The 25,388-nt window shown below is 37.3% G+C and carries 25 protein-coding genes; all 25 read left to right on the top strand.

Annotation, left to right across the window (positions count from 1 at the left end; genetic code table 11):
* The first annotated feature begins 106 nt into the window (after window positions 1-106).
* Window positions 107-514, top strand: a complete 408-nt coding sequence (locus JOD18_RS05260; RefSeq protein WP_204667891.1) for a TIGR03826 family flagellar region protein — start codon at window positions 107-109, stop codon at window positions 512-514.
* 504 nt (window positions 515-1,018) lie between these two features.
* On the top strand, window positions 1,019-1,273 hold the full coding sequence (gene flgM / locus JOD18_RS05255) for a flagellar biosynthesis anti-sigma factor FlgM (protein WP_204667890.1): 255 nt from the start codon (window positions 1,019-1,021) through the stop codon (window positions 1,271-1,273).
* Window positions 1,274-1,306: 33 nt separating this feature from the next.
* Entirely contained in the window at window positions 1,307-1,807 is a 501-nt protein-coding gene (locus tag JOD18_RS05250) for a flagellar protein FlgN (protein WP_204667889.1), read from the top strand.
* 17 nt (window positions 1,808-1,824) lie between these two features.
* Window positions 1,825-3,480, top strand: a complete 1,656-nt coding sequence (gene flgK / locus JOD18_RS05245) for a flagellar hook-associated protein FlgK (protein ID WP_204667888.1) — start codon at window positions 1,825-1,827, stop codon at window positions 3,478-3,480.
* 4 nt (window positions 3,481-3,484) lie between these two features.
* Window positions 3,485-4,384: a flagellar hook-associated protein FlgL gene (gene flgL, locus JOD18_RS05240; protein ID WP_204667887.1), complete on the top strand. Its 900-nt coding sequence runs from the start codon at window positions 3,485-3,487 to the stop codon at window positions 4,382-4,384.
* A gap of 60 nt (window positions 4,385-4,444) precedes the next feature.
* Window positions 4,445-5,035: a DUF6470 family protein gene (locus tag JOD18_RS05235; protein ID WP_204667886.1), complete on the top strand. Its 591-nt coding sequence runs from the start codon at window positions 4,445-4,447 to the stop codon at window positions 5,033-5,035.
* A 14-nt stretch (window positions 5,036-5,049) separates the two neighbouring features.
* The gene (gene fliW / locus JOD18_RS05230) at window positions 5,050-5,496 is read left to right on the top strand and encodes a flagellar assembly protein FliW (protein WP_204667885.1); all 447 of its coding nucleotides are present in this window, start codon (window positions 5,050-5,052) and stop codon (window positions 5,494-5,496) included.
* A 1-nt stretch (window position 5,497) separates the two neighbouring features.
* Complete coding sequence (csrA, locus tag JOD18_RS05225; protein WP_204667884.1) at window positions 5,498-5,728, top strand: carbon storage regulator CsrA; 231 nt, start codon at window positions 5,498-5,500, stop codon at window positions 5,726-5,728.
* 126 nt (window positions 5,729-5,854) lie between these two features.
* The gene (locus tag JOD18_RS05220; RefSeq protein WP_204667883.1) at window positions 5,855-6,688 is read left to right on the top strand and encodes a flagellin N-terminal helical domain-containing protein; all 834 of its coding nucleotides are present in this window, start codon (window positions 5,855-5,857) and stop codon (window positions 6,686-6,688) included.
* 131 nt (window positions 6,689-6,819) lie between these two features.
* Window positions 6,820-7,404, top strand: coding sequence for a DUF8042 domain-containing protein (locus JOD18_RS05215; RefSeq protein ID WP_204667882.1), 585 nt, complete (start codon window positions 6,820-6,822; stop codon window positions 7,402-7,404).
* Between the two features lie 42 nt (window positions 7,405-7,446).
* The gene (locus JOD18_RS05210; protein ID WP_204667881.1) at window positions 7,447-10,305 is read left to right on the top strand and encodes a motility associated factor glycosyltransferase family protein; all 2,859 of its coding nucleotides are present in this window, start codon (window positions 7,447-7,449) and stop codon (window positions 10,303-10,305) included.
* A 24-nt stretch (window positions 10,306-10,329) separates the two neighbouring features.
* Entirely contained in the window at window positions 10,330-11,292 is a 963-nt protein-coding gene (pseB, locus tag JOD18_RS05205) for a UDP-N-acetylglucosamine 4,6-dehydratase (inverting) (RefSeq protein WP_204667880.1), read from the top strand.
* Window positions 11,293-11,328: 36 nt separating this feature from the next.
* Complete coding sequence (gene pseC, locus JOD18_RS05200) at window positions 11,329-12,483, top strand: UDP-4-amino-4,6-dideoxy-N-acetyl-beta-L-altrosamine transaminase (RefSeq protein ID WP_204667879.1); 1,155 nt, start codon at window positions 11,329-11,331, stop codon at window positions 12,481-12,483.
* A gap of 87 nt (window positions 12,484-12,570) precedes the next feature.
* Window positions 12,571-13,284 (top strand): phosphocholine cytidylyltransferase family protein, encoded by a 714-nt coding sequence (locus JOD18_RS05195; protein ID WP_204667878.1) that lies wholly within the window; start codon window positions 12,571-12,573, stop codon window positions 13,282-13,284.
* Window positions 13,285-13,290: 6 nt separating this feature from the next.
* The gene (locus JOD18_RS05190; RefSeq protein ID WP_239587925.1) at window positions 13,291-14,211 is read left to right on the top strand and encodes a CatB-related O-acetyltransferase; all 921 of its coding nucleotides are present in this window, start codon (window positions 13,291-13,293) and stop codon (window positions 14,209-14,211) included.
* Between the two features lie 136 nt (window positions 14,212-14,347).
* The gene (locus JOD18_RS05185) at window positions 14,348-15,562 is read left to right on the top strand and encodes a CDP-glycerol glycerophosphotransferase family protein (protein WP_204667877.1); all 1,215 of its coding nucleotides are present in this window, start codon (window positions 14,348-14,350) and stop codon (window positions 15,560-15,562) included.
* A 61-nt stretch (window positions 15,563-15,623) separates the two neighbouring features.
* On the top strand, window positions 15,624-17,021 hold the full coding sequence (locus JOD18_RS05180) for a CDP-glycerol glycerophosphotransferase family protein (RefSeq protein ID WP_204667876.1): 1,398 nt from the start codon (window positions 15,624-15,626) through the stop codon (window positions 17,019-17,021).
* Between the two features lie 71 nt (window positions 17,022-17,092).
* On the top strand, window positions 17,093-18,073 hold the full coding sequence (locus JOD18_RS05175) for a glycosyltransferase (protein WP_239587935.1): 981 nt from the start codon (window positions 17,093-17,095) through the stop codon (window positions 18,071-18,073).
* A gap of 87 nt (window positions 18,074-18,160) precedes the next feature.
* Window positions 18,161-19,561, top strand: coding sequence for a CDP-glycerol glycerophosphotransferase family protein (locus tag JOD18_RS05170; RefSeq protein WP_204667874.1), 1,401 nt, complete (start codon window positions 18,161-18,163; stop codon window positions 19,559-19,561).
* 5 nt (window positions 19,562-19,566) lie between these two features.
* Window positions 19,567-20,724 carry a glycosyltransferase family 2 protein gene (locus JOD18_RS05165; RefSeq protein ID WP_204667873.1) on the top strand — a complete coding sequence of 386 codons (1,158 nt, stop codon included), beginning with the start codon at window positions 19,567-19,569 and terminating at the stop codon, window positions 20,722-20,724.
* A complete protein-coding gene (locus tag JOD18_RS05160; RefSeq protein ID WP_204667872.1) occupies window positions 20,714-21,394 on the top strand; it encodes an HAD family hydrolase in 681 nt (226 codons plus the stop codon). Before JOD18_RS05165 ends, JOD18_RS05160 begins: the two co-directional genes overlap by 11 nt.
* Window positions 21,395-22,354, top strand: a complete 960-nt coding sequence (locus JOD18_RS05155; protein ID WP_204667871.1) for an ATP-grasp domain-containing protein — start codon at window positions 21,395-21,397, stop codon at window positions 22,352-22,354. It abuts the gene before it with no gap.
* A 4-nt stretch (window positions 22,355-22,358) separates the two neighbouring features.
* A complete protein-coding gene (locus tag JOD18_RS05150; protein WP_204667870.1) occupies window positions 22,359-23,081 on the top strand; it encodes a cytidylyltransferase domain-containing protein in 723 nt (240 codons plus the stop codon).
* Window positions 23,082-23,111: 30 nt separating this feature from the next.
* Window positions 23,112-24,182 (top strand): UDP-2,4-diacetamido-2,4,6-trideoxy-beta-L-altropyranose hydrolase, encoded by a 1,071-nt coding sequence (gene pseG, locus JOD18_RS05145; RefSeq protein WP_204667869.1) that lies wholly within the window; start codon window positions 23,112-23,114, stop codon window positions 24,180-24,182.
* Window positions 24,179-25,234 carry a pseudaminic acid synthase gene (pseI, locus tag JOD18_RS05140; protein ID WP_204667868.1) on the top strand — a complete coding sequence of 352 codons (1,056 nt, stop codon included), beginning with the start codon at window positions 24,179-24,181 and terminating at the stop codon, window positions 25,232-25,234. Before pseG ends, pseI begins: the two co-directional genes overlap by 4 nt.
* Window positions 25,235-25,388 lie beyond the last annotated feature (154 nt).

Genomic DNA, 25,388 nt, shown 5'->3' with positions numbered 1-25,388 from the left:
ATATTCCTTGACTTACCTAATGTTTTTAATATTAATCAATGAAAATTAGAGAAAAACAGCGATATTTTAAGAAAATGAAAGTATATTGAGGGAGGCGGGAAAAGGTATGGGGGAATTAGCCAATTGCCTTAAATGTGATAAAGTATTTGTTAAAATAACTAGGTCCATTTGTCCTAGCTGTATAGAAGAAGAGGAAAAAGAATTTCAATTAGTCTATCAATTTCTTAAAAAACGAGAAAATCGTCAGGCAACGATTCCAGAGATTGCAGAAGGAACTGGGGTGAGTGAAGAGCAGATTCTTGCTTTTGTGCAAGCCAAACGGTTAAATCCTGCTAAATTTCCAAACCTCCATTATTCATGCAGTCGCTGTGGGAATCCCATTGCAGCAGGTGCGTTTTGTTTCAACTGTCAATCTGAATTGCAATCCGATTTAAAAAAATTTGAAGAAATAGAGAAAATGAACCAAAAGGAAGAAAGAAAACGTAATCGAACTTATTATACCAAAGGTCAGTAAGAGAGAGGCCGTACACTTTCTCTTTTTTTGAGATTACTGGATTATACATTAGATAGAGAATGCAATCTAAGCTGTTTATTCGATCAAAAACAGAGTCGTGGAGTGAGGAACAGAAAAGAAGAACCATTCATCTTAGTGAAAGTTATGTCGTGGAACAAGATACAGCACAGAAGAACGGTTCATCTTACAGTATCGTGAAGCAAGATACTGTAAAGATAAGACATACAACCTATCGGAAACAATTACATAAAAGAGAGAAAAAGGTGCATCTTATATAAAGCACTTGTACGATAGAGAAGAACAGCAAACATACCCCAATTATTCAGTCAAAATCAAGTGTACTAATTTTTTATACTAAGGCAACCTGTCATTACCAAAACTCAAAGGGAACGTCAGTAATAAATTGTTTTTATAACAAATTAAATTCATATTTAACATTTTTTCAAGGAAACCGATATAAGTAATAACAAAGTGCGTGTAAAGGAAAGAAAGAGGTGAACGATATTGAAAATCAATGGACCGAATCATTCCAATTTGAATCCTTATCAGAGGCAATCACAGGTATCACACCAAATGCAGGAACAAATCAAGAAACAGCGACCAGATCAATTAGAAATTTCGGATAAAGCATTAAAATTACAGCAGTCTGCTTCACGTAAGGCTTATGTGAATGAAATTAAACAACAGATCGATAATGGTCAATATCAAGTAAACCATCAGGAAACTGCTAAGAAGATGTTGAATTTTTGGAAGGTATAATCAAATAAAATGGAAATAAAGGGGTAACAGCCTATGGCAATAGAAAAAATTATTAAACAATTAAATGCATTAATTGAGCTGCATCACAGTCTGCTGGAGATATCTACAAACAAGACGGAGATTATTAAGTCTGGAAAAATAGAAGAACTTCAACAATTGTTGGTGAAGGAGCAAAAGCATGTGCAGGCCATTACCCAAATGGAAGAACGTCGAATCGAAGCGGTACGCGCTTGGGCAGAAGCTCGTCAGCTTGATCCTGAGCAAATAACGGTAACGACCATTATTGAAGAATATGCTTCAGGTGTCGAAAAGAAACAGCTGGAGACTGTTACTGTGGCACTTGCCGGCTTGCTGATGGAACTGCGTCAGCAAGAGGACTTAAATCAGCAACTCACACAGCAATCTTTACAATTTGTTCAGCTATCATTGAATATGTTACAGCCATCTATTAATCAATTAAACTATGGAAATACAGCACAGTCAAAGAATGCCAATACTCCGAAGCAGCGCTCTGTGTTTGATTCCAAAGCATAGCAAGGAGGAGAATGGATATGGGAACTTTTAACGGATTGCAAATGGCCAAGCGAGCCTTGCATACACAACAAGCAGCCCTTTATACAACCGGTCATAATATTGCCAACGCTAATACGAAGGGATATACAAGACAACGAGTTAATATGGAAGCGACTGCTCCTTATCCGGCAATTGGCAGAAACCAAGCACAAATCCCTGGTCAAATTGGGGGCGGGGTAGCAGCTGGCTCGATTGAACGAATCAGAGACAGCTTTGTCGATAAGCAATACCGACAAGAGAACAACAAAGTGGGTTATTATCAATCAAGAGCTGATATGATGTCCAAGATGGAAGCTATCCTTAATGAACCAAGTGAGCAGGGATTAGGAAAGGTTATTTCAGAGTTTTGGCAATCATTGCAAGAACTTTCTGCCCATCCTGAACATTCTGGTGCGCGTGCGGTAGTCAAGGAGCGTGCCAATGCAGTAGCAGACGCCTTTCATCATATCCATACCTCCTTACAACAGGTTCGGGATAACTTGCGTACGGAAATAGATGTGGATGGCACGAAGGTGAACTCATTAGTGGATCAGATTAATCAACTCAATGCCCAAATTGCCAATATTGAACCGCATGGCTATCTGCCAAATGATTTGTATGATGAACGTGACCGTTTGATTGATGAACTATCACAATATGTAGATATCAAAGTCGATTATCGTAAAAGTACGGGTGGACCAAGTCCATTAGCAGAAGGAATTGTAACCATCTCCTTAATTACTGATCAGAATAATATTGAGAATGGTAATGGAGATCCAATTAAATTAGTTGATGGCAGTCTGGGTATCAAGCCAGGGAGTGAGGAAGCAGTCAAGCATGTCTTCTCTGCTTTTGATGACAATAACAATGTACAGGCCTTCTTCTTCGCGTCTCCCGATCCAACACTTTCAAAAGAAGAGCAACTGGCAGACTTGGTTGCAGACTACGGGAATCAAGTTCATATTTATGCAGATAATTTTGATGTGCAAGGGAAGTTAAAGTCGTTGATGGAAGGTGCAGGTTATCTGTCTGGATTTGAATATGGCGGAGCAGCTGGTGAGGCAAAAGGTACGTATAATCAGATGTTAGATGATCTTGATAAGTTTGTAGCGGCTTTTGTGACAGAATTTAATGCTGTTCACCGCCAAGGATTTACTTTAGAGTCCGATGAAAATGGCCCAATGCAAGGCGGGGACTTTTTTACTGGAACCACAGCAGCGACAATTGCTGTATCAGATGAAATTGATGGAAATCCCGATTTAATTGCAGCTAGTAAATCAGGGGCAGAAGGTGATGGTTCGCATGCTTCAGAACTAGCCAATATATATTCTAAGCGTGTGGAGAATTATCTTTCCTATGATCCTAATGATCCCGACCAGTTAGATGCGAAGGTAAGCCTAAAAAGCTTTTTTGAAGGCCTGATTGGTGAGATGGGAGTTAATGCAGAGGAAGCTAACCGTATGCGGAATAATTCAGAAATCCTGCGCCAGCAAGTAGAAGAAACCAGACACTCGATTAGTTCTGTTTCGTTAGATGAGGAAATGACGAACTTAATTCAATTCCAGCATGCCTATAATGCAGCTGCACGAAGTATGACAGCAGTAGATGAAATGCTTGATCGTATTATTAATAATATGGGTCTTGTAGGGAGGTAAGTAAATGCGTATTACACAGAATATGTTGACCAACAATATGCTTCGTAATATAAGCAATAGTTATCAAAGTATGGGGAAATACATGGATCAATTAGCTACTGGTAAAAAAATTAACCGTCCATCTGATGATCCAGTAGTTGCTATGAGAGGAATGGATTTTCGCACACAGAAAGCTGAAATCGAACAATTCCAAAGGAATATTGGTGAGGTTCATAACTGGATGGATAACTCTGACAGTGCTTTATCTCAAGTTGGAAAGGCACTAGAACGTCTGCGTGAATTAGCTGTTCAGGCCTCTAATGGCACCTATGAGGAGGGACAGCGCGGTAATATCGCTTCTGAGGTAGACCAGTTAAAAGAGCACCTGTTAGATATCGCGAATACCAAAGTGAATAATAAGTATATTTTTAATGGAACAGGGACAGCGGGAACAAACGGTGAAGCTCCGTATCAATTAAACGAAGCTGGTGAGTTTGTACAACCTATCAATACTGATGATGTTTTTATTGAGGTATCGAATGGAACGAAGTTAAGGGTGAATATCAGGCCAGATAGCATTTTTACAGAAGATTTATTCAAGGATTTAACGGAATTCTCCAATATGTTACGAAATTCGGATACGGAAGACCAAGAAATTGCAGGATTTATTGATCGATTGGATAACCATATTGATAACAATGTTAACACCATAGCTGATCTTGGCGGCCGGCAAAATCGGATTGATTTGATTGAAAACCGGGTCAAGGAACAATACGTGACAGTAGAAGATATGAGATCTAGGAATGAAGACGCTGATTTTGAAGAAGTCATTATGAATCTTATTTCTCAAGAGTCAATCCATCGTGCGGCTTTAAGTGGTGGTGCCCGAATCATTCAACCTAGTTTATTAGATTTCTTACGTTAAGAGAAAAGCCTTACCTATGTTGACAAGAGGTAAGGCTTTTTTGAAAAGGAGGGATGACCTGTGCAGCTTCCACAAATACGTATCCAACAGCAATCAGCTGAAATCGGCATTCGTTATCAACCACAACAAATAGAGGTGGAACAAGAGGAGGCGCAGCTGCATATCGATCAGCGGCCAGCTGAATTACGAATGACAACCAAACCAGGGAGATTAACCATTGATCAATCCAAGGCATTGGCAGATCTTCATATGATTCCATCCGAGCAATTTATTCGTAAAACGGCGAATGAAGCGATGCAAACAGCAATAGCAGGAACGAAAAAGAAACAGCGTGAAGGTGACCGCTTAATGAAAATTGAAAACGGCGGCAACCCGATAGCCGATATTGCCAAACAGAATGGTCAATGGCCGAAGAAGCAGATCGCACTCGGCTGGCTTCCCTCAGGCGGTGGAGTGACATTCGACTATCAGCCGGCAGAGTTAGAGATTGAGGCAATTGTTCAACCAGTTGCCTTCCGGGTTCAGTCAGCTGTCAGGAATATACATTATCAGCGCGGCGGTGTGGAAACCTATTTACAGCAAAAGAATTGGATCCAGATTGATTTCGATCAATTGAAATTTCGTGGTTTTCAATATGAACTAGATATTTAAAAAAGGGTGAAACTATGCAAATTCGTACAAAATACTTTGGTGAAACAGAGATTAATCCTGAGGAAACTATTCATTTCTCACAAGGACTGCCCGGCTTTTTACAAGAGAAACAATTTGTCTTATTAGGTTTAGAAGAGAACGGCTTCTTTCAAGTACTTCAGTCTACTGTGACAGAGCAGCTTGCCTTTGTGGTAGTGAACCCGTTTCTGTTTGTAGAGGATTATCAATTGCAATTAGAGGATACAGTACTTGAACAGCTTGCGATCAAACATGAGCAGGATGTGATGGTTTTGGCCATTGTTACGGTTAAAGATCCATTAGCGTGCAGTACAGCTAATTTACAAGCACCAATCGTAATCAATCATACCAATAAACGCGCCAAACAATACATTATCAAGAGCCAGCATTACACACCAAGAGAAACAATCTTCCAACAGGCTGAGAAGAAAGAGGTGGAGTGAGATGTTGGTTTTATCAAGGAAGGTAAACGAAGCTATTCAAATAGGTGATGAGGTCGAAATAAAAGTAATCAGTGTTGACGGAGATCAAGTCAAGCTTGGCATCACTGCTCCAAAGGAGATTGAAGTCCATAGACAGGAGATTTACCAGGCAATTCAGGCGGCAAATAATGATGCTGCACAGGTATCAGAAACTATTTTTGATTTAATAAAAAAAAATCATAAAAAGTCCTAAACAATCTATTGAACAGACCGATAATAGTAATAGGAACTAGTTCTAGTGATTGGCGGCCGCTTTCACCAGAGCTAGTACATACCACAAGGATGTGGAACTTAAACACTCTCAAGGAGGAAATCTATTATGATTATTAACACTAATATCCCTGCGTTAAATACGCATCGTCAATTAGGGATCAACCAAGGCAATATGCAAAACTCAATGGAGAAATTAGCTTCTGGTCTTCGTATCAACCGTGCAGGTGACGATGCAGCAGGTCTAGCTATTTCTGAAAAAATGCGTGCGCAAATCCGTGGTTTGGATCAAGCGAGTCGAAATGCAGCAGATGGTATTTCTATGATTAAGACTGCTGAAGGTGGATTAGATGAGGTTCATTCTATCCTTCAACGTATGCGTGAATTAGCAGTTCAATCAGCAAACGATACAAACGTTGACGTTGACCGTGGCGAGTTGAACAAAGAATTTCAACAATTAGCAAATGAAATAGAACGTATTAAAGACAAATCACAGTTTAACACACAAGACCTATTAAATGGTACAACTGGTTCAGGTGGAACAGTAACATTCCATGTTGGCGCCAATACAGGTGATGCTATTTCAGTTGATTTCACAACTGAAGGCGTTAATTTAAGTGGTGTACATGGTGCAGTAAGTGCTTTAGAAATTAATGATAGAGCTAGTGCTGACGCTGCAATTGATGCAGTAAATGCTCAGATTGAGGCAGTATCTGCAGGACGTTCTTATTTAGGTGCTATGCAAAATCGTTTAGAGCATACTATCTCTAACTTGGATAACTCTTCTGAAAACCTATCTGCAGCAGAATCTCGTATTCGTGACGTAGATATGGCGAAAGAAATTATGGAGATGACAAAAGCGAATATCCTTTCTCAAGCATCTCAATCTATGTTAGCTCAAGCTAACCAAGCGCCACAAGCTGTATTACAATTACTTGGATAATTATTAATAGTCGATGGAGAGACCTTAGCATTTCTAGGGTCTCTTTTTTGATATAGATAATTAAATTAAACATTTTTTGATAAAATCCGATATTATAAATAGGGACTATAATTTATTTTGGAGGCATTTGGATGCAGCTATTAATAGAACAAAAACGGTATTATTTTGAAAATGATGTGGAGGTACTAGACCAGCTTTTTGCTGAAATCAATACCCATATAGAAAAATCAAACAAATATTTCAGTCATTTATTGGTTGATGGAGTAGAAGTATTTGAGCAACATGATACATATATGAAAGAACATATTTCCAATCTTGACCAAATCGAAGTAGTTCTAAAATCTATCCAAGAATTAATAGAGGAAACATTATTATCTACTAATCATTATATTACACGTGCAATACCTGAAATAGAGGAATTAGCAGAACAGTTTTATAATCACCCTGATGAAGCAGCATGGATGAAGTTTGACCAGTTACTGCAAGGACTGCAGTGGATGATCGAGATGATGCAGCTGGTTGATCAAAACAATCAATATGTGAGCAATTGGAAAGAGTATATTTCCAGTACGGAGACATTAAAGCAGCAACTGACAGAATTATTAGAAGCTGTAGAAAATAAAGATATGGTATTATTAGCAGATATTATTCAGTATGAATTGTTGCCAGTCTTAGAACAACTGAAACAGCATATTGAAAATTCTATCAATAACTAGCGCCCTGCAAGAAGTAAGAATAGAACAGAGAGGTAAACCATTATGTTAAGCCAAAATAAAAGTTACTTGAAGAAAGAATATCCGGCTATATTAGAAGCTTATCAAAAAACAAAGTTAGCTTCCAATATAGAAATTATTTCAGCAAAGGATGGAAACAGGATTCCACAGGTATCTGCAGCCAATAGAAAAATGACACTTCATAGTAAATATGATCCTATCCAAGAAGCGGAACGGCTGATGAGTAAATATGCAAATGAGATAGAAGATTGCGATCATATTCTTTTCTTTGGCTTAGGATTTGGTTATCATGTCAAAATGATTATGGATCGATACTCTGACAAACGATTCTCTATATATGAACCAGATGTGAACATCTTCTATCACTTTTTAGCAGAACAAAAGTTAACAGATTTTCCGTTAGGGAATTTGAAACATTTGATGCTGGAATGGGATAAGCAAGCAGGTAGCTCTTGTTTACAACAATTTGGTCAAGAATTATATAACAAGGTGTTATTAATTACCTTACCTAGTTACCAGCGCATCTATCAGGAGAGTTTTGATCATTTTTCAGCTGTCTTTAAGCAGCTTATTCAAACGACTAAATTAAATAATCGAGCAAATATATTATTTTCACAGCGCTGGACAATCAATAGTCTGATGAACTTGCCAACAACCTTAGGGACGCCGAACTTTATGGAACATTATCAAGCTGTATTTAAAGGTAAGCCGATTATTTTAGTGTCTGCTGGACCATCACTTGCAGAAGAGTATGAACATCTTAAATATATTAAAGCGAATCAATCAGCCTACATCGTCGCCGTAGGTTCGGCCATTAAAGGCCTGCTTGCCAATGGTCTTCATCCTGATGCTGTCTGTACATACGATCCGCAGCTGCATAATTATAAGGTGTTTGAACCTTTATTAGAACAGGATATTAACTCGATTCCAATGATTTATGGTACAACCGTCGGCTATGAGACAATTCAGAAGTATAAAGGTCCAAAAACACATGTAGTGACATCACAAGATACAGTCACACCAGTGTTTATAAAAGATGTGGAGGCTCAATCGATTATTGATGACGCGCCCTCCGTTGCAGTGTTTACCTTTGACATTTTCGCCAAGTTACAGGTCGGTTTGATTATATTAGTAGGACAAAATTTAGCTTTTAAAGAGAATTTATATTATGCCAAAGATATCAAACGAGGGATATTAACTTCAGCTGAAATACAGGAGCGCGATATGGAAGAAGCAATGGAAGTGGAAGACGTGTATGGAAACAAGATTCAAACTCATTCTGTCTTTAACCAAATGAGGTTAAGCTTAGAAGATTATATTGAGAAATATCAAGACATTGAGGTAATTAATACAACAAAAGCAGGTGCCAATATAAAAGGAGCTCCTTTTATTCCACTAGAAGAAGTAGTACACTCTAAATTAACACCAGACGTTGTTGAACAACATTGGTTTGATTCGTATTCTCACCACAAAAAGCAACTATCATTACAAGAAGATATAACGGCAATCAGTAACGAGGCTAAGAAATTTCTATCTGTTTCTGATGATGTACAAACATTACTGCTAGAAATTCGACAGAAGATCAATAGTGCTTCCATTGGAAAAAGATTTACCAAATTAGATAAAAAAATAAATGAAATGTTAAAGAATACATATTTTAAGTTGTTTTTGTTTCCTGTGTTAAGAGTAAACTATGAAATTTTGGCAAGCCAGCTCCAACAATATCAATTAGAATCGGATAGTGGAGTGAGGTCTCAAAAGACTCTAGAATCGATAGAACAATATATGCAGAATGTGCTTGCAGCACATAATCATTTAGATCCGATTTTTAATGATAATTTCCAAAAAATGTGTGGAGGTGAAGAAGAAGTTTTGCGGAATGATTGTGGTGTTTTCCTATATGAGGGTCCATGGGAGAAAGGGGTTTGTAAAACTGATGTAAAATCTCGCGAAGCTGTGGTTTCTTATCATTATACGACAGGGGAAACAGCCAAAATTCACTTTCGCTTTAAGGGCACGCACTTAAAGGTACTAGCTGGAAAACGAAGAGATTTTGCAGAGAATGTTCAAATCCATTTGAATGGAGAAGCATACTCCTTTTCTACCAAAGACTATAAAAGGACACCGGCCTTTGTTTGTGATTATAACCAAACTGTGTATGAACTGAATCAGTTAGAAAATAAGCTATATGATGTCGAAATAATAGTTCATGATCCAAAAACATTTGTTTTCAATGGAATTGAGATAAACAAAGAAGCTCGTGTTTATCATATAGATGAAGTAACGGAAATAAGTGAATTAAGGCTTGGCAAACGAATCAGATGTCACTATCAAGCAACGTTTAATAAGGCTGGTACATTACAGCATATAGGGCGGTCAACATCTGATTTTATTCCACCTGAATCTACAGAAAATCCGAATGGTGACTTCTATTTTATCATGGTCGATGAAGAGAAACAGCTATTAATAGCTGACCGCAATATACAGCGTCATATTTCATGGATAAATTTAGAAAAAGCGGGTGTTGCGACGGAAGAGGGAATAGAGTTTAAACTAAGCGATGGACAGGCTGGCAAGGTACGATTAATGACAGGCGGTCACTATGAAGGTGATACAGAGAATGAGTGGGATCGATATTTGAATGAATTGCAATTGTTCTCCCATTACGGTAATCAGGAAGAATGGTGGAATGGTGGAAAAAAAGAGCTTACAGGCAGGATTGGCTCTTGGACTTTAACGAGACTAGAAGATAATAAGGCGATGAGAAGAAACTTTGAAAAGAAATATGTACTTACTGATCTTTCTTCCGTTGATATTGCTTCTCCAAATAGTGGCTATCGTCCTCTATTAGAAATGCGTGAAAATGAACGGCAACATAACTAATTTAACTAAAGAGAGGTTAACCAGATGCAATTTGACAACAAAACGATACTTATAACAGGAGGAACAGGCTCATTTGGTAGAAAATTCACCGAAAAAATATTAGAAACGAACATCAAAAAAGTAATTATTTTTAGCCGTGATGAATTAAAGCAATATGAAATGAAACAAGAATTTAAGGATGATCGCTTGCGCTTTTTTATTGGTGATGTACGTGATATAGAACGGTTATATCGTGCTTTTGAGGGTGTTCATTATGTTGTTCATGCGGCTGCTATGAAGCATGTAGAGGCTTGTGAATATAACCCTTTCGAAGCAGTGAAAACCAATATTAATGGTGCTCAAAATATCATTGAAGCGGCAATAGATAAACAGGTGGAAAAAGTTGTGGCATTAAGCACAGATAAAGCAGCTGCACCAGTTAATTTGTACGGAGCGACCAAGCTTGCTTCTGATAAGTTGTTTGTGGCTGGGAACTCTTATGCAGGGGATAAGAAGACTTGTTTTGCTGTTGTAAGGTATGGGAATGTAGTCGGCAGCAGGGGCAGTGTGGTTCCTTTCTTTAAAAAAGTAAAGGCCACTGGTAAACTGCCGATCACAGATGAAAGAATGACACGTTTCTGGATAACACTTGATCAAGGAGTGCAATTTGTATTAGATACTTTTAATAGAATGCAAGGCGGCGAAATTTTTGTTCCCAAGATTCCAAGCATGTCTGTTATGGATCTAGCCAAAGCGATTGCTCCGGAATGTGAACTTGAATTTGTTGGCATACGTGCTGGTGAGAAATTGCATGAGGTGATGATCACAGAGGATGATGCCAGACACACAGTCGAGTTCTCCAATTATTACATGATCCAGCCTGAATTCAATTGGTGGAGTCAAAGAAATGCAGAGGATGGCAAAACACTTCCGCTAAATTTCAGCTATAGCAGCGATAAAAATAATGATTGGTTAACCACAGAAGAATTAAAACAATTAATTGATTAACAATCGTTGATTTACCCATAGATAGGAGAAATGGCTATGTCATCACAACCAATAAGAGATACTTTTTTACCCTATGGCAGACAAAAGATTGATGACAAGGATATTCAAGCTGTTATCGATGTATTAACGAGTGATTATGTAACGACTGGTCCGGAAGTAGTTCATTTTGAACAAGCAGTTGCGGATTATGTGGGTGCCAAATATGCAGTCGCTTTTTCTAATGGTACAGCAGCTCTGCATGGTGCTTGTTTTGCAGCTGGTATAGGTAAAGGCGATGAAGTCATTACTTCTCCGCTGACTTTTGTAGCTAGTGCCAATTGTGTACTATACCAACAAGGGGTGCCAATTTTTGCCGATATTGATCCACAAACGTATAATATTGACCCGGTTCAAATAGAAAAACATATTACAAAGCGCACAACAGCAATTATACCAGTTGATTTTACTGGACAGCCGGCAGAATTAGAGCAGATTTGTGAAATAGCACGCCGTCATAACCTTGTCGTAATTGAGGATGCTGCCCATGCCCTTGGTGCAGTTTATCGTGGTGAAAGAGTGGGGTCTATTAGTGATATGACTATGTTTAGTTTCCATCCAGTTAAACATATTACGTCAGGTGAAGGCGGTATTATTACTACAAATAGTGAAGATTATTATCAGAAATTAATTCAATTTCGCTCACATGGTATTACCAGAAGCCGGGAACAGTTGGAAAATGATCATGGTCCATGGTATTATGAAATGCAATTTTTAGGTTTTAATTATCGTATGTCAGATATCCAAGCAGCACTGGGAAGGTCACAGCTAAATAAATTAGATGAATTTATTAGCAAAAGGAAACAAATTATAGAATTGTATAATCAATCTTTCCGAGATATAACAGGTGTGCAGATTCCCGTTCAATCTTCAAATACAGTTTCCAGCTGGCATCTGTATATTTTGCGTATAGACAGCACGAAATTTGACCGTAGGGAAATTTTTAATGCATTTCTCGATAATAATATTGGTGTCAATGTACACTACATACCTGTTTACTTTCAGCCTTATTATCAGCAATTGGGATATGAAAAAGGTTTATGTCCGGTGGCAGAAGAAGTCTACCAAACCATTATTACATTGCCTTTATTCCCCTCTATGGCTGAAAAGGATGTCCAAGATGTAATTACTGCTGTACATCACATACTCAACTAAATCTATATAATGATAGATCTTTTCATCATATCATGGATAATTGATTTTCGTAGTGTCTGCTGATAAGAGGAGGAAGGGGAGCTGGATATGAATTTATTTATACTAGCAGCTGGGAAGGGAAAGCGTCTAAAAGCCATGACTAAACATATTCCAAAACCTTTAATAACAATAGGTACTAACGGCATGACCATATTAGAACACAATATAAACCATGCTCTTGCCTCACAATGTTTTGATCAGATAACTGTTATCACAGGATATAAGTCTCACATGATTGATCAGTGTCTTGCTAAATACCAGACCGCTAACATAAACACTGTTTTTAATGATATGTATCGGGAGAATGGGCCAATCTCTTCATTGTCCCAAATAGAACGAACTATAAAGGAAGAAGATTGTGTCATCATCAACGGAGATACATTATATGACCCCATGTTCTATAATCATTTGAAGGAACAAACGAATACAGGATTGTATTACAGTAAAAAGGAATTATATCAACAAGATGAAGTGAAGGTAACTATTTTAAATCAAAATATACAATATGCTAGCAAAAATATTACATTAGATGAGATAGATGGCGTTTCGACTGGATTTGTCATTTTAAAGGGTTTGGCGGTCAGAGAGCGTTTTTGTTATTACGTAGATAAAATGAGTACAACAAATTACATGTGGCATGAAATTATCAACAAACTAATACAAGAAGGCTTATCCTTTTGCACATTTGAAATAGGTGAAGAATATTGGTATGAAATTGATACAGTTCACGATTATAATAAATACCAGCTTTTAAAAGGGTGAAGTGCTATGTCAGTTACAAGAAGATTTAAACAGATGATTGAAAAATTTCACACAGTGTTAGCAAACAAGAAAATCATTGTTTTTGGAACTGGAGAAGGAAGTTATTTGCTTATTCCAAATTTAGCGCAATATGGACTGGATATCTATTATTTCCTGGACAATAATGAAGAGCGATGGGGAGATAGACATCTAAATAAGCTTGTATATAACCCAAAACAGTTAGAGAAAGAGAATAAACAAGAGATATTTATTTTAATTGCCAGTTCTTATTATCAAGAAATTGGAACACAGTTACGGGAAGACTACAGGCTGGAAGAAGGAAAACATTTTTGTGCATTACTGCATCCAATCCCGGATGAATCGACAAGACAGACTAGAATTGTGCAAGGTGTACGAGTAGGTAAATATAGTTACGGCTATGAAAGATTGTGTAAGGCCCACTCGAATTTATTACAGAGTATTGGAGCTTTTTGTTCGATAAATAATACAGTAGAAATTGCAGGACCCAATCACCCTACTCAATATATCAGCACACATCCCTTTTTCTATAACCGGTTGATTCATGGAGAAGAATCAGTTCCACCGCTTTTGGATCACGATGAGGATGTAATAGAAGCAGTTAGAGATAATGAGAAAATTATTATAGGTAATGATGTATGGATTGGCAAAAAGGTATTATTACTGCCATCTATTAAAATTGGAAATGGCGCGATAATAGGGGCTGGAGCGGTAGTTACCAAGGATGTGCCTGATTACGCAATTGTAGCTGGTGTACCAGCAAAAGTCATTCGTTACCGCTTTTCTCCGTCAGAAATAGCTAAGTTAAATAAAATAGCATGGTGGGATTGGGATGATGAGAAGATAAAAGAAAATATGCAGTACTTTACAAAAAATAGTGAGTTCCTCGATAATTTTGGTAATATTTGACTAAAAGGTGAGTGCATTACTGTTCTACATATGTTACGGGTAATTATTTTACTTTCGGAGTGTATGGGTAATAAAGTAGTTTAGACTTAAATGAAACAGCTATTTAATTATAGATAGAGAGAATTTAGGTGAGAGAGTGTCGTTTAAAATAGAAAAACCAGTTAGATTTTTCTTGAAAGGGCTCGTATACCGCTTTATTGTAGGCTGGTTATTTTTTATCCCCCTTTCCATTATTATACCTAAAAAGGATATAGTAACGTTTATACCGAGAAACAAAGAAAGATTTGCTGATAATACTAAGTATTTTTATCTCTATTTACATAACTTACAGAAACAAGGGAAAACTAACTTTCAATCATTTTATTTATGTGAAAATGACTTATTATATGAAAGACTTGTAGAAGCAAGACTGGCACCGATCAAATACCCCGGTTTAAAAGGCTTTTGGATCTTATTAAGATCGAAATATGTAGTAGTAGATAGTAATGAATGGGGTTCTTATTTTAAGCCCCATATTGTATACAATAGCTTTAAAGTTCAGTTATGGCATGGTGTTGGCTTAAAAAAAGTAGGGAAACTGAATCCTATTCAAATGGAAAGAGAAAAGATAGGGCTTTATAAACTATATAGAAGAATTATTATGGAAAATCCAGTTTATCAGCTGTTAGTGTTGAGTTCGGAAGCGCAGGTAGAGCAAAAGGCAGCAATGTTTAACTATCAGCAAATTTTTATCAATGGTCAGCCAAGAAATGATATATTTTTTCAAACACCCAGCAAATTACATAAAATAGATAGTGATGAACAGACGTTATTATTGGTAGAGAGATATAAAGAAAAAGGGTATAAGATTTTATTATATTCACCAACTTGGCGTTTTTCCAGCAGTTTACCATCTGTTAATTGTGACTCCTTATCTCAGTTTTGTAAGGAGAACAAGCTTCTTGTTATTATTAAAAATCATCCACTTACAAAAAAAGAAACAGCCAATGAATATGATAATATAATAGAATACGATAAATCGATGGATATTTATCCATTATTAAATAAAATAGACATATTGATAACGGACTATTCCTCTATTTATACTGATTTTTTAATTTTTAATAAACCAATCATTTTTTACTGTGAGGATTTTAATGGCGGTTCTAATGCCGAGCAAAATCTTCAATTAGATTATGATAAGGTAACACCAGGAATGAAATGCAGAACACAAACAGAATTACAGTTGGCCATCAGTCAAATTATTAATGGAGAAGATCACTATGCTGAACTGCGCAAAAAGACCTTGACTTATTATTATTCTACTTATGACGGCAGCTCATCTGAGAAATTATGGCGGTTTTTAGACTAAATTATTTGTTTTAGAAATAGCGATACATCATGAAGCTATTTCAGACTAGGGAGGTAGTCATTTGAAGGATGTTATTCTTTTTGGAGCTTCTGCATTAGGTAATAAAGCTTTAAAAGACCTTATTAATGATTATAATGTTTTGTTTTTCTGTGATAATGATTTGAGTAAAAAACATACTAAATTGTCAGGCATTGAGATTATATCTCCATCCGAATTAATCAAACAGCTGGAAGTGCTAGTCATTATCACAAGTACCTATACATTAGAAATTGCGGAACAATTAATCTCACTTGGCATAAGACAATTTGGTATTTATGATAAAGATCCAGTGTCAAAAACGTATCAAGTTACGGAATATTCCTTTGACAACAAGATTACTGAACAAGTGAAGCAAAAAAATATTTGTTTAGTAACGACTTCCAACTCAGGCTCTAATATTTTAGCTTTACATAAATTAATGCCGGATAGAATTAAAAAGCAATTTCATATTACATTATGTCAATCCAATAATTTTTTTCAAGGTTATCACTTTTTTAAGGAAATTATTCAAAATAAGCTGCTTATCTTTGATGTAAGGTCGCCGGATTTTAAGACAGACGAAAATATCTTTATTCAGTTATGGCATGGCTTCCCATTAAAAGGTTTAGGTTCCAAGTCTAAAGCAGCTGCACGAGAAGAGAATTGGGATATGTTTGATAAAGTTGCCTCTTATTCAGATTTGTATAATACAATCATTGGTGAATGTTTTTCTGTACCTAATGATAAATTTATGATGACGGGTTTACCAAGAAATGATTTGCTATTTTCATCGAATGGATTGGAACTATTAGCTGAATTAATCCGAATTCCAGATGATAACACTAAAAAAATTGTATTTTATATGCCAACTTATCGAAAATCTCCAATACTAAAAGAAAATTCAGGGAATAAAGCGACTGACAACATCTTCGGTTTTGCTGACTTTAATATAGACTATTTTATTGCTTTTTTAGAAGGTTCAAATATCACTTTTATTACGAAGCTGCACCCATTAGAAGAGAACTGCTATAAGAATATAGAGAGCGACCATATTCACTTTCTTGATGATCAAATGTTGTTCGAGAAAGATCTTGATTTATATGAAATCTTGAATGCAGCGGATCTCTTGATTACAGATTATTCATCTATTTATATTGATTACCTATTATTGAAGCGGCCGATTATATTTACACCTGTTGATCTAGAAGAATATCAGAATACACGGGGATTATCCCTTTGGCCGTATGAGAAGTATACACCTGGTCCAAAAGTATTTGATCAAACCAATCTCCAGCAGGAAATCTTGAATTTACTAACGGATAAACATCTATATGCGGAGGAAAGAATGGAGCTGTTAGATGATTTTCATGCTTTCAAAGATGGGAAGGCGTCGGAACGTATTTGGGAACGAGTAGAAGATTTGCTTTTACAGAATAGGTGATTCCTTTATCTCTAATTTCCATAATTGTAACGCAAAGGCGGTGAATAAAAGTGTCGGTCTTATCTGTTGTGATGCCTGTATATAACGCAGCTGAATATTTAGCGGAAAGCATTGAAAGTATTTTAGCACAAACATTTTCGGATTTTGACTTTTATATAATTAATGATGGATCAACAGACGATTCCTCTTGTGTGATAAAGAAATATGAGAGGGTAGACCAGAGAATTAAGGTGATCGATAGACACAATAAGGGAGTTTCGTATTCATTAAATGAGGCAATTGCTTTATCTGATAGTACATATATAGCAAGAATGGATGCGGATGATATATCCTCTGCATCCAGATTTGAAATGCAAATAGATTATCTTGAAAATCACCCTGAAGTAGATGTGCTGGGAACAAGAATTATTCCAATTGGAGATGCACATTCCGAAGAAAAAAGAAAAATTCAGACAAGGTATGGAACAGAAGTATCGAAGGAATCTCTCCAAAATGACTTTTTAAGAGAGAACTTAATTTGTCATCCATCTGTTATGATGAAAAGATCATTTATTCAGATGATGCATGGATATCGATCAACATATAAATTGGCGGAAGACTATGATCTTTGGATGAGAGGAATAAAAGAAGGATTCATCATACAAAACCTGCAAGAAGAATTACTTCAGTATAGAATCCATAAAGATTCTGTAGTAAAAAAGAACATCAAAAATAATAAATTGTTAAAGGATCTAATCAATATCAGGCTAGATTTCCTTAGGGATCATTTTATTTCAACCAATTATTCTTACATGATTTGGGGGGCTGGTACTGGCGGAGAGGTTGCATTGCAAATACTTCAAGAAAGATTGACAAATGGTGATTGCCTTGGTTTTATTGATAGTTACAAACAAGGCGATTATTTGAAGTATAAAGTGTATTCACCAGCAAAGGCTGCAAAAATGAAGTTTGATTATTGTTTTATTGCCACTTCACCAGGAAAGGAATTTGCAGAACAGAACCTAATAAAACAAGGATTTATACCACAACAACACTTTTTTTATCTTGTGTGAATGGAGTATGGGGTGAAGTGCAGCCATCTTGATAGAATCTACAATGTATTCTTATGAAATATATTATGACTAGTAAAGGATAATTAGATGATGAAAAAAAGGGTATGTTTATTTGGTGCATCTCAACTAGGGGAAATAGCCTTTCAGCAGTTGAATTCAAAATACGAAATTAACTATTTTATCGATAACAGCAAGGAAAAGCAAGGGACATTTTTTTGTGATCATCAGATAATCAGTCCAGCTGAGGCATGTAAAATGAACGATATATGCATTATTATTTCCAGTACCTATGATATTGAAATTGCCAAACAGCTTATCAAGATGGGAATAAAATCATTTGGGGTGTTTACTATTACACATGAAAAACATCATGTCTCCTTTTTCGATTATTACCATATCGATGATTTTTCTATCAACAAAAACAAAATATGTTTATTAGTGCAGAACTATTCAGGTTCCAATACATTTTGTTTAAGCAAACATATACCTAAGAGTATATCGGATACATATGAGGTATCTGTACTGCATAAGGGAAAGTTAACTCCAAGCTATTATTATGATCTTATAACAAGCTATCTCATGATAGCTACACATGATTACAGGTGTGCAGTGGATCAAATAAATATTCAGCTATGGCATGGTATTCCTTTAAAAGGTATTTCTTACATGAGTAATTATCCATATCAAAATGCAGAAGCCAATCATATAGCATGGTCAAAATTAGATTATATTGGATCATCTTCTCAGACAGTTAGTACCTTATTTAATGCCTGCTTTGGTGTCACTGGGGCTAAGTATAAAATACTTGGCTATCCCCGTAATGATTTTTTATTTGCCGATACAAGCAAGATAAAGTTGAAAACCATATTGCGGCAGGATATTGCCGATCAAAAAGTTATTTTTTATATGCCAACCTATAGAAAGAATGTTTATGGAGAAAGCAACGGTGAGAGTTCCCAGCTTATTTCTCAGCTAGAAACGAAAGAATTGGAAGCTTTCAATCAATTTCTAAGCAGGCATGATTTTATCTTGTGTATCAAACAGCATCCAGAAGAAGCGAAACTAAAAAAGCAATACAGTCATATATATACCTTGCTTGAAGAAGATTTAGAACAGGCACAGGTGGATTTGTATGAACTATTGGGAGCTGCGGACCTGTTAATAACAGATTATTCATCGGTGTATTTTGACTATTTGTTGTTGGACAGGCCAGTTGTCTTTTTTACACCTGACTTGGAAAAGTATAGCTCGGACAGAGGTTTTTTATTAAATCCAATGGAATACTGGCTGGCAGGTGAGATTGTTTCGAGTTTGGACAGCTTGCAATATGCTATGATAAATGCTATTTACAAGGAAGATCGTTTTAAACAACGGAGGAGAGAATTAACTAAGGTATTCCATCACTATCAAGATAATAAAGCTGCTGAGAGAACATGGGATTTTATTGATCAGCTTCTACAGGGTGGGGTAAGTAAAGAGAGAAGGTGACAGGATTGGTTAAGGTATCTGTTATTATGCCTGCTTATAATAGTGAATTGTTTATTGGAGAAGCGATTGAAAGTATATTAAATCAGACATTCTCTGATTTTGAATTAATTGTGGTGGATGACGGCAGTATCGATCAAACAGCTTCTATTATTAAAGAGAAAATAAACGATGCTCCCAATAGGATTGTATTTATTCAACATGAAGATAATATGGGGGCGGCTCAGGCGAGAAATACAGGTTTAAACTATGCCAAAGCAGATATTATTATGTTTGCTGATGCAGATGATATTCAAGATCCGAGAAGATTGGAAACAGCCTATTACACTCTGCTGAGCAGTGAGGTCGATTTAGTTTTTAATGATTGCCAAATGATTGGCACACGAGGAGAGGCTCTCCATCGAACAAAAGGCTATCCAAAGGATGTCAATAATGCCAATGTAATTCTGCATTCCTTGAAAAGAAACCATTTCTGGAGTAGCTTGGTTCTGCTCAAAAAAACGGAAGATTTATATTTTGATACGAGTCTTGCCAGTGCGGAAGATTTTGAGCTTTTTTTCCGTCTATTTAGAAAAGGATATACATTCGACATTATACCAGAGCAGCTGACAAACTACCGTATTCATTCCACTAATTTATCAGGCGATACAAGCAAGGCACAACAAGCTATCGCCAATATAATGGTAAAAATAGATTTAGAAAAACTAATGAACAGATTATTCCAGCAGCATTCGGAAATAGAAGTTAAGGAAGCAATTGCGGCCGCATATCTATGGAGGCAGGAGTATAGTACAGCTATCGATCTATTGACTGGAGATCATTTAACAGCAGAAGGTTCCTTTTTATTAGCTTCTTGTTATATTAAACTGCAAAAATGGGAAGAAAGCTTTCACATCTTTAAACAATTGAAAACAGAGTCTGCTAATCCAGCGGTACTCAATAATTTTGCAGTTCTTCTTATATTACACCAAAAGGATGTAGAACAAGCCAAACTAATTCTTGAGCAAGTGCTGCAAATAGAGCCTGAGTATATGGATGCCCAGCACAATCTTAGTTGCATAGCTAATCAACAACTAGACCATCTCCGTTTAACAGAGAGACCATTAAGAGAAAAGATAACAGCGGGTCAGCACTACCGCCAGAGTGAGGTTTCCCATGATAAATAAAACCATCATATTAGACCTTGATGATACACTGTATTGTGAGCATGATTATGTGCGTTCTGGTTTTGAAGCTGTTGCTCATTATATAGCGGGGCATAGTGAGTTTACTCCAAATCACATCTATAACCAGTTAATAGCCTATTGGCAAGAACGAGGAAGAGGACAAGTTTTTGATTTAACTTGTGCCTTTTTCCATATCGATGATATAGACATTGCTGAGCTTGTCCAAGTCTACCGATTTCATACACCATCGATTCAACTGTATGATGATGCTGTGCAATTTTTAGATGATGCCAATATGCGCAAATTACCGCTTGGCTTGATAACAGATGGAACATCCATCACCCAATGGAATAAGATTAAGGCCTTACAGTTAGTGGATCGTATCGAGGCTATTGTGGTTTCAGATGACTTGGGCGGATCAGCATGCTGGAAGCCGAACAAAGCCCCGTACCAGCTGGCGCTTAAACAATTGGACAAACTACCGGAGCAATGTATCTATGTTGGTGATAATCCACACAAAGATTTTATAACAGCGAGAAAGTTAGGAATGGAAACAGTCAGAATCGTTCGCTCCATTGGCGATCATATGAATACTAGATTAGACAAAGCTTATGAAGCCGATTGGGAAATACATGCATTAACCGAATTAATAGATAGGCAGGGAACATAGATGAATGTACTAGTTACAAGCATATCCAAGAAAATACCGTTATTACAAGCTGTCAAAAAAGCTGTATTAAGTATTGACTCTGATTCAAAGTTATTCGGCTGTGATGTGAACAGCAACACGATTGGCAGACATTTTGTAGATGTGTTTTGGCAGGTTCCTTTTTTAAAAGACCTATCGATAGATTATCTGATCCAATATTGTCAGCAGCACGATATTAGGGCCATCATTCCGACACGAGATGGGGAGCTTAGCTACTTTGCAGCATACAAGCAGCGTTTAGAAGAAAATAATATCCATGTGATGATTTCAAGCCTAGATACCATCACAAAAATGAGGGATAAGTGGGCCTTCTTTCATGATTTACGAGAGCGTCATCTGCCAGTAATTGAAACAGCTGTTGATATCGAGGATATTCAAGCAGCTTATTATGTCGTGAAGGACCGCTATGGTTCAGGATCGATGAATATGGGACTGCGAGTGGATAGGGATACAGCTAAAGAAATCGCTGAAGAATTAGAACATCCTATTTTTCAACCTTATTTTCAAGGGAAAGAATTTACCATAGATATGTATGTTAATAAACATCAAGAAGTAGTAGGAACAGTTGTGAGGAGTCGAGACTATGTGGTGCAAGGTGAATCACAAATGTCGACTGTGACAGAACATCCTGTATTAGCAGAAGCGGCCAAGCGATTCAGCGGGAAAAACGGTTTTTATGGCCATATTGTGCTTCAGGCTTTGGAAAACAGTGAAGGAGAGATCGCTTTTATTGAATGTAATCCTAGATTTGGCGGTGCTTCTACATTAAGCATTGCAGCAGGACTTGATAGCTTTTATTGGTTTTTACAAGAAGTCATCTGCGGGCAGGAAATAACTGCCTTGCAATTCAACCCTGTTAAGGGTGAACTGCAATTAATTCGCTATCCTCAAGACCTTATTCTTGAAAAAGGAGGGCAATAATCCAATGAAGACAATGATTATTATCCAGGCACGGATGGGATCTTCCCGTTTACCCGGAAAGATTCTGAAGCCACTCGGAGATTCCAGTGTACTAGACTATGTGGTTTCACGCTGCAAACAGATAAAACAAGCAGATCAAGTCGTGGTGGCAACATCTGATTTGCAGACAGACGACCAAGTCGAAGCATGGTGCAGAGAGCATGATGTTCTCTGTTTTCGCGGTTCGGAGACAGATGTGTTAGCAAGATACTTTCATTGTGCTCAAATCTATCAGCCGGATTATGTGGTTCGTGTGACCGCTGACTGTCCCTTTGTTGATTATCAGACAGCTGGTGAATTGATTGATCAAATCCAGCGGACAGATAAGGATTATATCAAGGTAGAAGGTAACTTAGCTAGAGGGTTGATCGCAGAAGCCTTTGCCTATCGAAGCTTGGAATATATATATCAACATGGGCATGAGCCAAGGCACCGTGAACATGTTACCTATTTTGCGTATGAATATCCAGAGTTATTCCAATCAGCCATTTATCATGCACCAAAGTATCTATGTCAGCCAGAGTTGCGAATTACCTTAGATACAGAAGCAGATTATCAGGTCATGAAGCAAATAGCAGACCATTTCCAAGATAAACTAGTCTGCACAGAAAAAGTAGTCCATTTCTTATTAGATCATCCTGAAATAGCAAAGCTTAATGCCCATATTAAGCAAAAACCTGTTCAATAGAATAAGAACAGCAGAAAGAAGGTGCTAGTGTTGCAGATTGTTTTTAGAGCAGACGCATCTACCGAAATAGGCAGCGGTCATATTCAAAGATGTCTGACATTAGCAGACCAGCTTGCAGCTGCTGGGGCAGATTGTTGCTTTATCATGAGAAAACTGCCAGGGGATATGCGTGAGTTCGTCGAAGAGAAAGGCTATCCAGTGTATGTTATCGATCAAGCCAATTCATTTACAGAAAAATCGGATGCGAGTGCCACTCAAGCGATTATTGCCGCTTTGTTTCGGAAGGTGGATTTATTAATTGTAGATCATTACCAAATAGCGAAAGCTTGGGAAGAACAAGCCGCAATGTCTGTACAAAAGCTGATGGTAATCGATGATTTAGCTAATCGCGAGCATGCTTGTCATATTCTCCTTGATCAAAATTACTATACGAATTATCAACAGCGCTATGCTCAATTGGTGCCTGCAACTTGTCAATTATTACTAGGGCCCAAGTATTTGTTATTACGGCCAGAATTTTACCAAGCAGATACCAAGCTGTATCAGACAGAAGCAGTGAAGAAATTACTTATTTTTTTTGGCGGCAGTGACCCGACAAACGAGACGGAAAAGATATTGCGAGCCCTAAAAAATACAAAATTGGGACTGAATTTTCAGGTTGATGTAGTCATTGGAGCAAGCAATCCTAAGCTAAACAGTATTAGGCAGCTGTGTTTAGAAACTTCAGCAACATTACATGTACAAATAGATTATATGGCACGACTGATCAGGGGAGCTGATTTTGCTTTTGGAGCTGGCGGTATGGCTATGTGGGAAAGGGGATATTTATTACTGCCTAGTGCAGTGACAGCTGTCGCTGAAAACCAAAAGCAAGCTGTTTTGGACGCAGAACAGCAAAATCTGATTATGTATCTAGGCTGTCATCAGCAAGTGACAGTCGAGGATTATCAAAACTGTTTACGAAAAATAGCAGATGATCCAATGCCGGTTAACCAAATTAAGCGAAACTTAGCACGTTTTTTTAAACAAGATAAACTTGAAGAAGTGTCACTTGCCAAAGAAATTCTTACGTTAATTGCAGAAGGGAGCCGAGAGAAGTGACCATTAACATTGCAGGCAGACTTATAGGAAAAGATCAGGAACCGTTTATTATTGCAGAAATGTCTGGCAATCATAATCAATCATTAGACCGAGCATTAGCCATTGTAGAGGCAGCTGCAGAAGCAGGTGCTGACGCTATTAAGCTGCAAACTTATACCCCTGATACAATGACATTAGATATTAGTTCAGGAGATTTTTATATTGAGGACGAAAATAGTTTGTGGCAGGGGAACTCTTTATACCATTTATATGAAGAGGCTTATACACCATGGGAGTGGCATCAACCGATTTTTGACCGTTGTAAAGAGCTGGGATTAATAGCTTTTAGCTCGCCGTTTGATGAAACAGCAGTTGATTTCTTAGAAAAATTAGAGGTGCCGGCTTATAAGATTGCTTCTTTTGAAAATGTGGATATACCATTGATCAAGAAGGCTGCACAAACAGGAAAACCACTTATTATCTCAACTGGAATGGCGACAGCTAGTGAACTGGATGAGGCCGTTACAGCAGCTAAAGAGGCAGGATGTCAGAATTTAATCTTACTGACATGTACCAGTACATACCCTGCCAGTCCTGAGAATACGAACTTGCGGACGATGCCGCATATGCAGGAGCTTTTCCAATGCCAAGTTGGTCTGTCTGACCATACGATGGGTGTTGGAGTGGCCGTGGCTGGTGTCGCTTTAGGGGCAGCAGTCATCGAAAAGCATTTTACTCTGTCAAGGGCAGAAGGGGGAGTGGATGCAGCCTTTTCCATGGAACCACAGGAGTTAAAACAGCTGAAGGAAGAAACAACAAGGGCATGGCAAAGTCTTGGAGTTATCCACTATGGTCCAGTAAACGATGAAGTGGCGTCATTAAAACATAGAAGATCCCTGTATATTACCAAAGATATGCAGGCAGGTGAGAAGCTTTCTAAAGAAAATGTCCGAGCCATACGCCCCGGCACAGGTTTACCCACTAAATATTTTGATTTAGTAATGGGGAAAAAAGTGGTTCGATCGGTTAAAAAGGGAGAACCTTTAAGCTTTGAGCTGTTAATGGAAGAATAAGGGGGCGTGTGATTATGACAATCTAAACTAACGCAATTCATTAATGCATAAGCATGTGAAATGCGTTAGTTTTTTTGCAAAGAGTGATTTACATTTCTATTTTATCATAACCGATTTAAAGTTTGCCCGTCATGAACTAGCGACGTACATGATG

Source organism: Gracilibacillus alcaliphilus, from assembly GCF_016909015.1.
Lineage (GTDB): Bacteria > Bacillota > Bacilli > Bacillales > Amphibacillaceae > Gracilibacillus > Gracilibacillus alcaliphilus.
Note: the sequence above shows the minus strand (reverse complement) of the source record. Positions and strands in the feature narration are given on the sequence as shown.

Bases quoted from the DNA above. Each gene is read 5' to 3' on its own strand.
- flgK (WP_204667888.1), top strand. From the start codon at position 1,825: ATGGGAACTTTTAACGGATTGCAAATGGCCAAGCGAGCCTTGCATACA.
- JOD18_RS05220 (WP_204667883.1), top strand. From the start codon at position 5,855: ATGATTATTAACACTAATATCCCTGCGTTAAATACGCATCGTCAATTA.
- pseB (WP_204667880.1), top strand. From the start codon at position 10,330: ATGCAATTTGACAACAAAACGATACTTATAACAGGAGGAACAGGCTCA.
- JOD18_RS05175 (WP_239587935.1), top strand. From the start codon at position 17,093: ATGCCTGTATATAACGCAGCTGAATATTTAGCGGAAAGCATTGAAAGT.
- csrA (WP_204667884.1), top strand. From the start codon at position 5,498: ATGTTGGTTTTATCAAGGAAGGTAAACGAAGCTATTCAAATAGGTGAT.
- JOD18_RS05210 (WP_204667881.1), top strand. From the start codon at position 7,447: ATGTTAAGCCAAAATAAAAGTTACTTGAAGAAAGAATATCCGGCTATA.
- JOD18_RS05150 (WP_204667870.1), top strand. From the start codon at position 22,359: ATGAAGACAATGATTATTATCCAGGCACGGATGGGATCTTCCCGTTTA.
- JOD18_RS05190 (WP_239587925.1), top strand. From the start codon at position 13,291: ATGTCAGTTACAAGAAGATTTAAACAGATGATTGAAAAATTTCACACA.
- JOD18_RS05170 (WP_204667874.1), top strand. From the start codon at position 18,161: ATGATGAAAAAAAGGGTATGTTTATTTGGTGCATCTCAACTAGGGGAA.
- JOD18_RS05195 (WP_204667878.1), top strand. From the start codon at position 12,571: ATGAATTTATTTATACTAGCAGCTGGGAAGGGAAAGCGTCTAAAAGCC.
- JOD18_RS05155 (WP_204667871.1), top strand. From the start codon at position 21,395: ATGAATGTACTAGTTACAAGCATATCCAAGAAAATACCGTTATTACAA.
- fliW (WP_204667885.1), top strand. From the start codon at position 5,050: ATGCAAATTCGTACAAAATACTTTGGTGAAACAGAGATTAATCCTGAG.
- flgL (WP_204667887.1), top strand. From the start codon at position 3,485: ATGCGTATTACACAGAATATGTTGACCAACAATATGCTTCGTAATATA.
- JOD18_RS05160 (WP_204667872.1), top strand. From the start codon at position 20,714: ATGATAAATAAAACCATCATATTAGACCTTGATGATACACTGTATTGT.
- pseC (WP_204667879.1), top strand. From the start codon at position 11,329: ATGTCATCACAACCAATAAGAGATACTTTTTTACCCTATGGCAGACAA.
- JOD18_RS05215 (WP_204667882.1), top strand. From the start codon at position 6,820: ATGCAGCTATTAATAGAACAAAAACGGTATTATTTTGAAAATGATGTG.
- JOD18_RS05250 (WP_204667889.1), top strand. From the start codon at position 1,307: ATGGCAATAGAAAAAATTATTAAACAATTAAATGCATTAATTGAGCTG.
- JOD18_RS05260 (WP_204667891.1), top strand. From the start codon at position 107: ATGGGGGAATTAGCCAATTGCCTTAAATGTGATAAAGTATTTGTTAAA.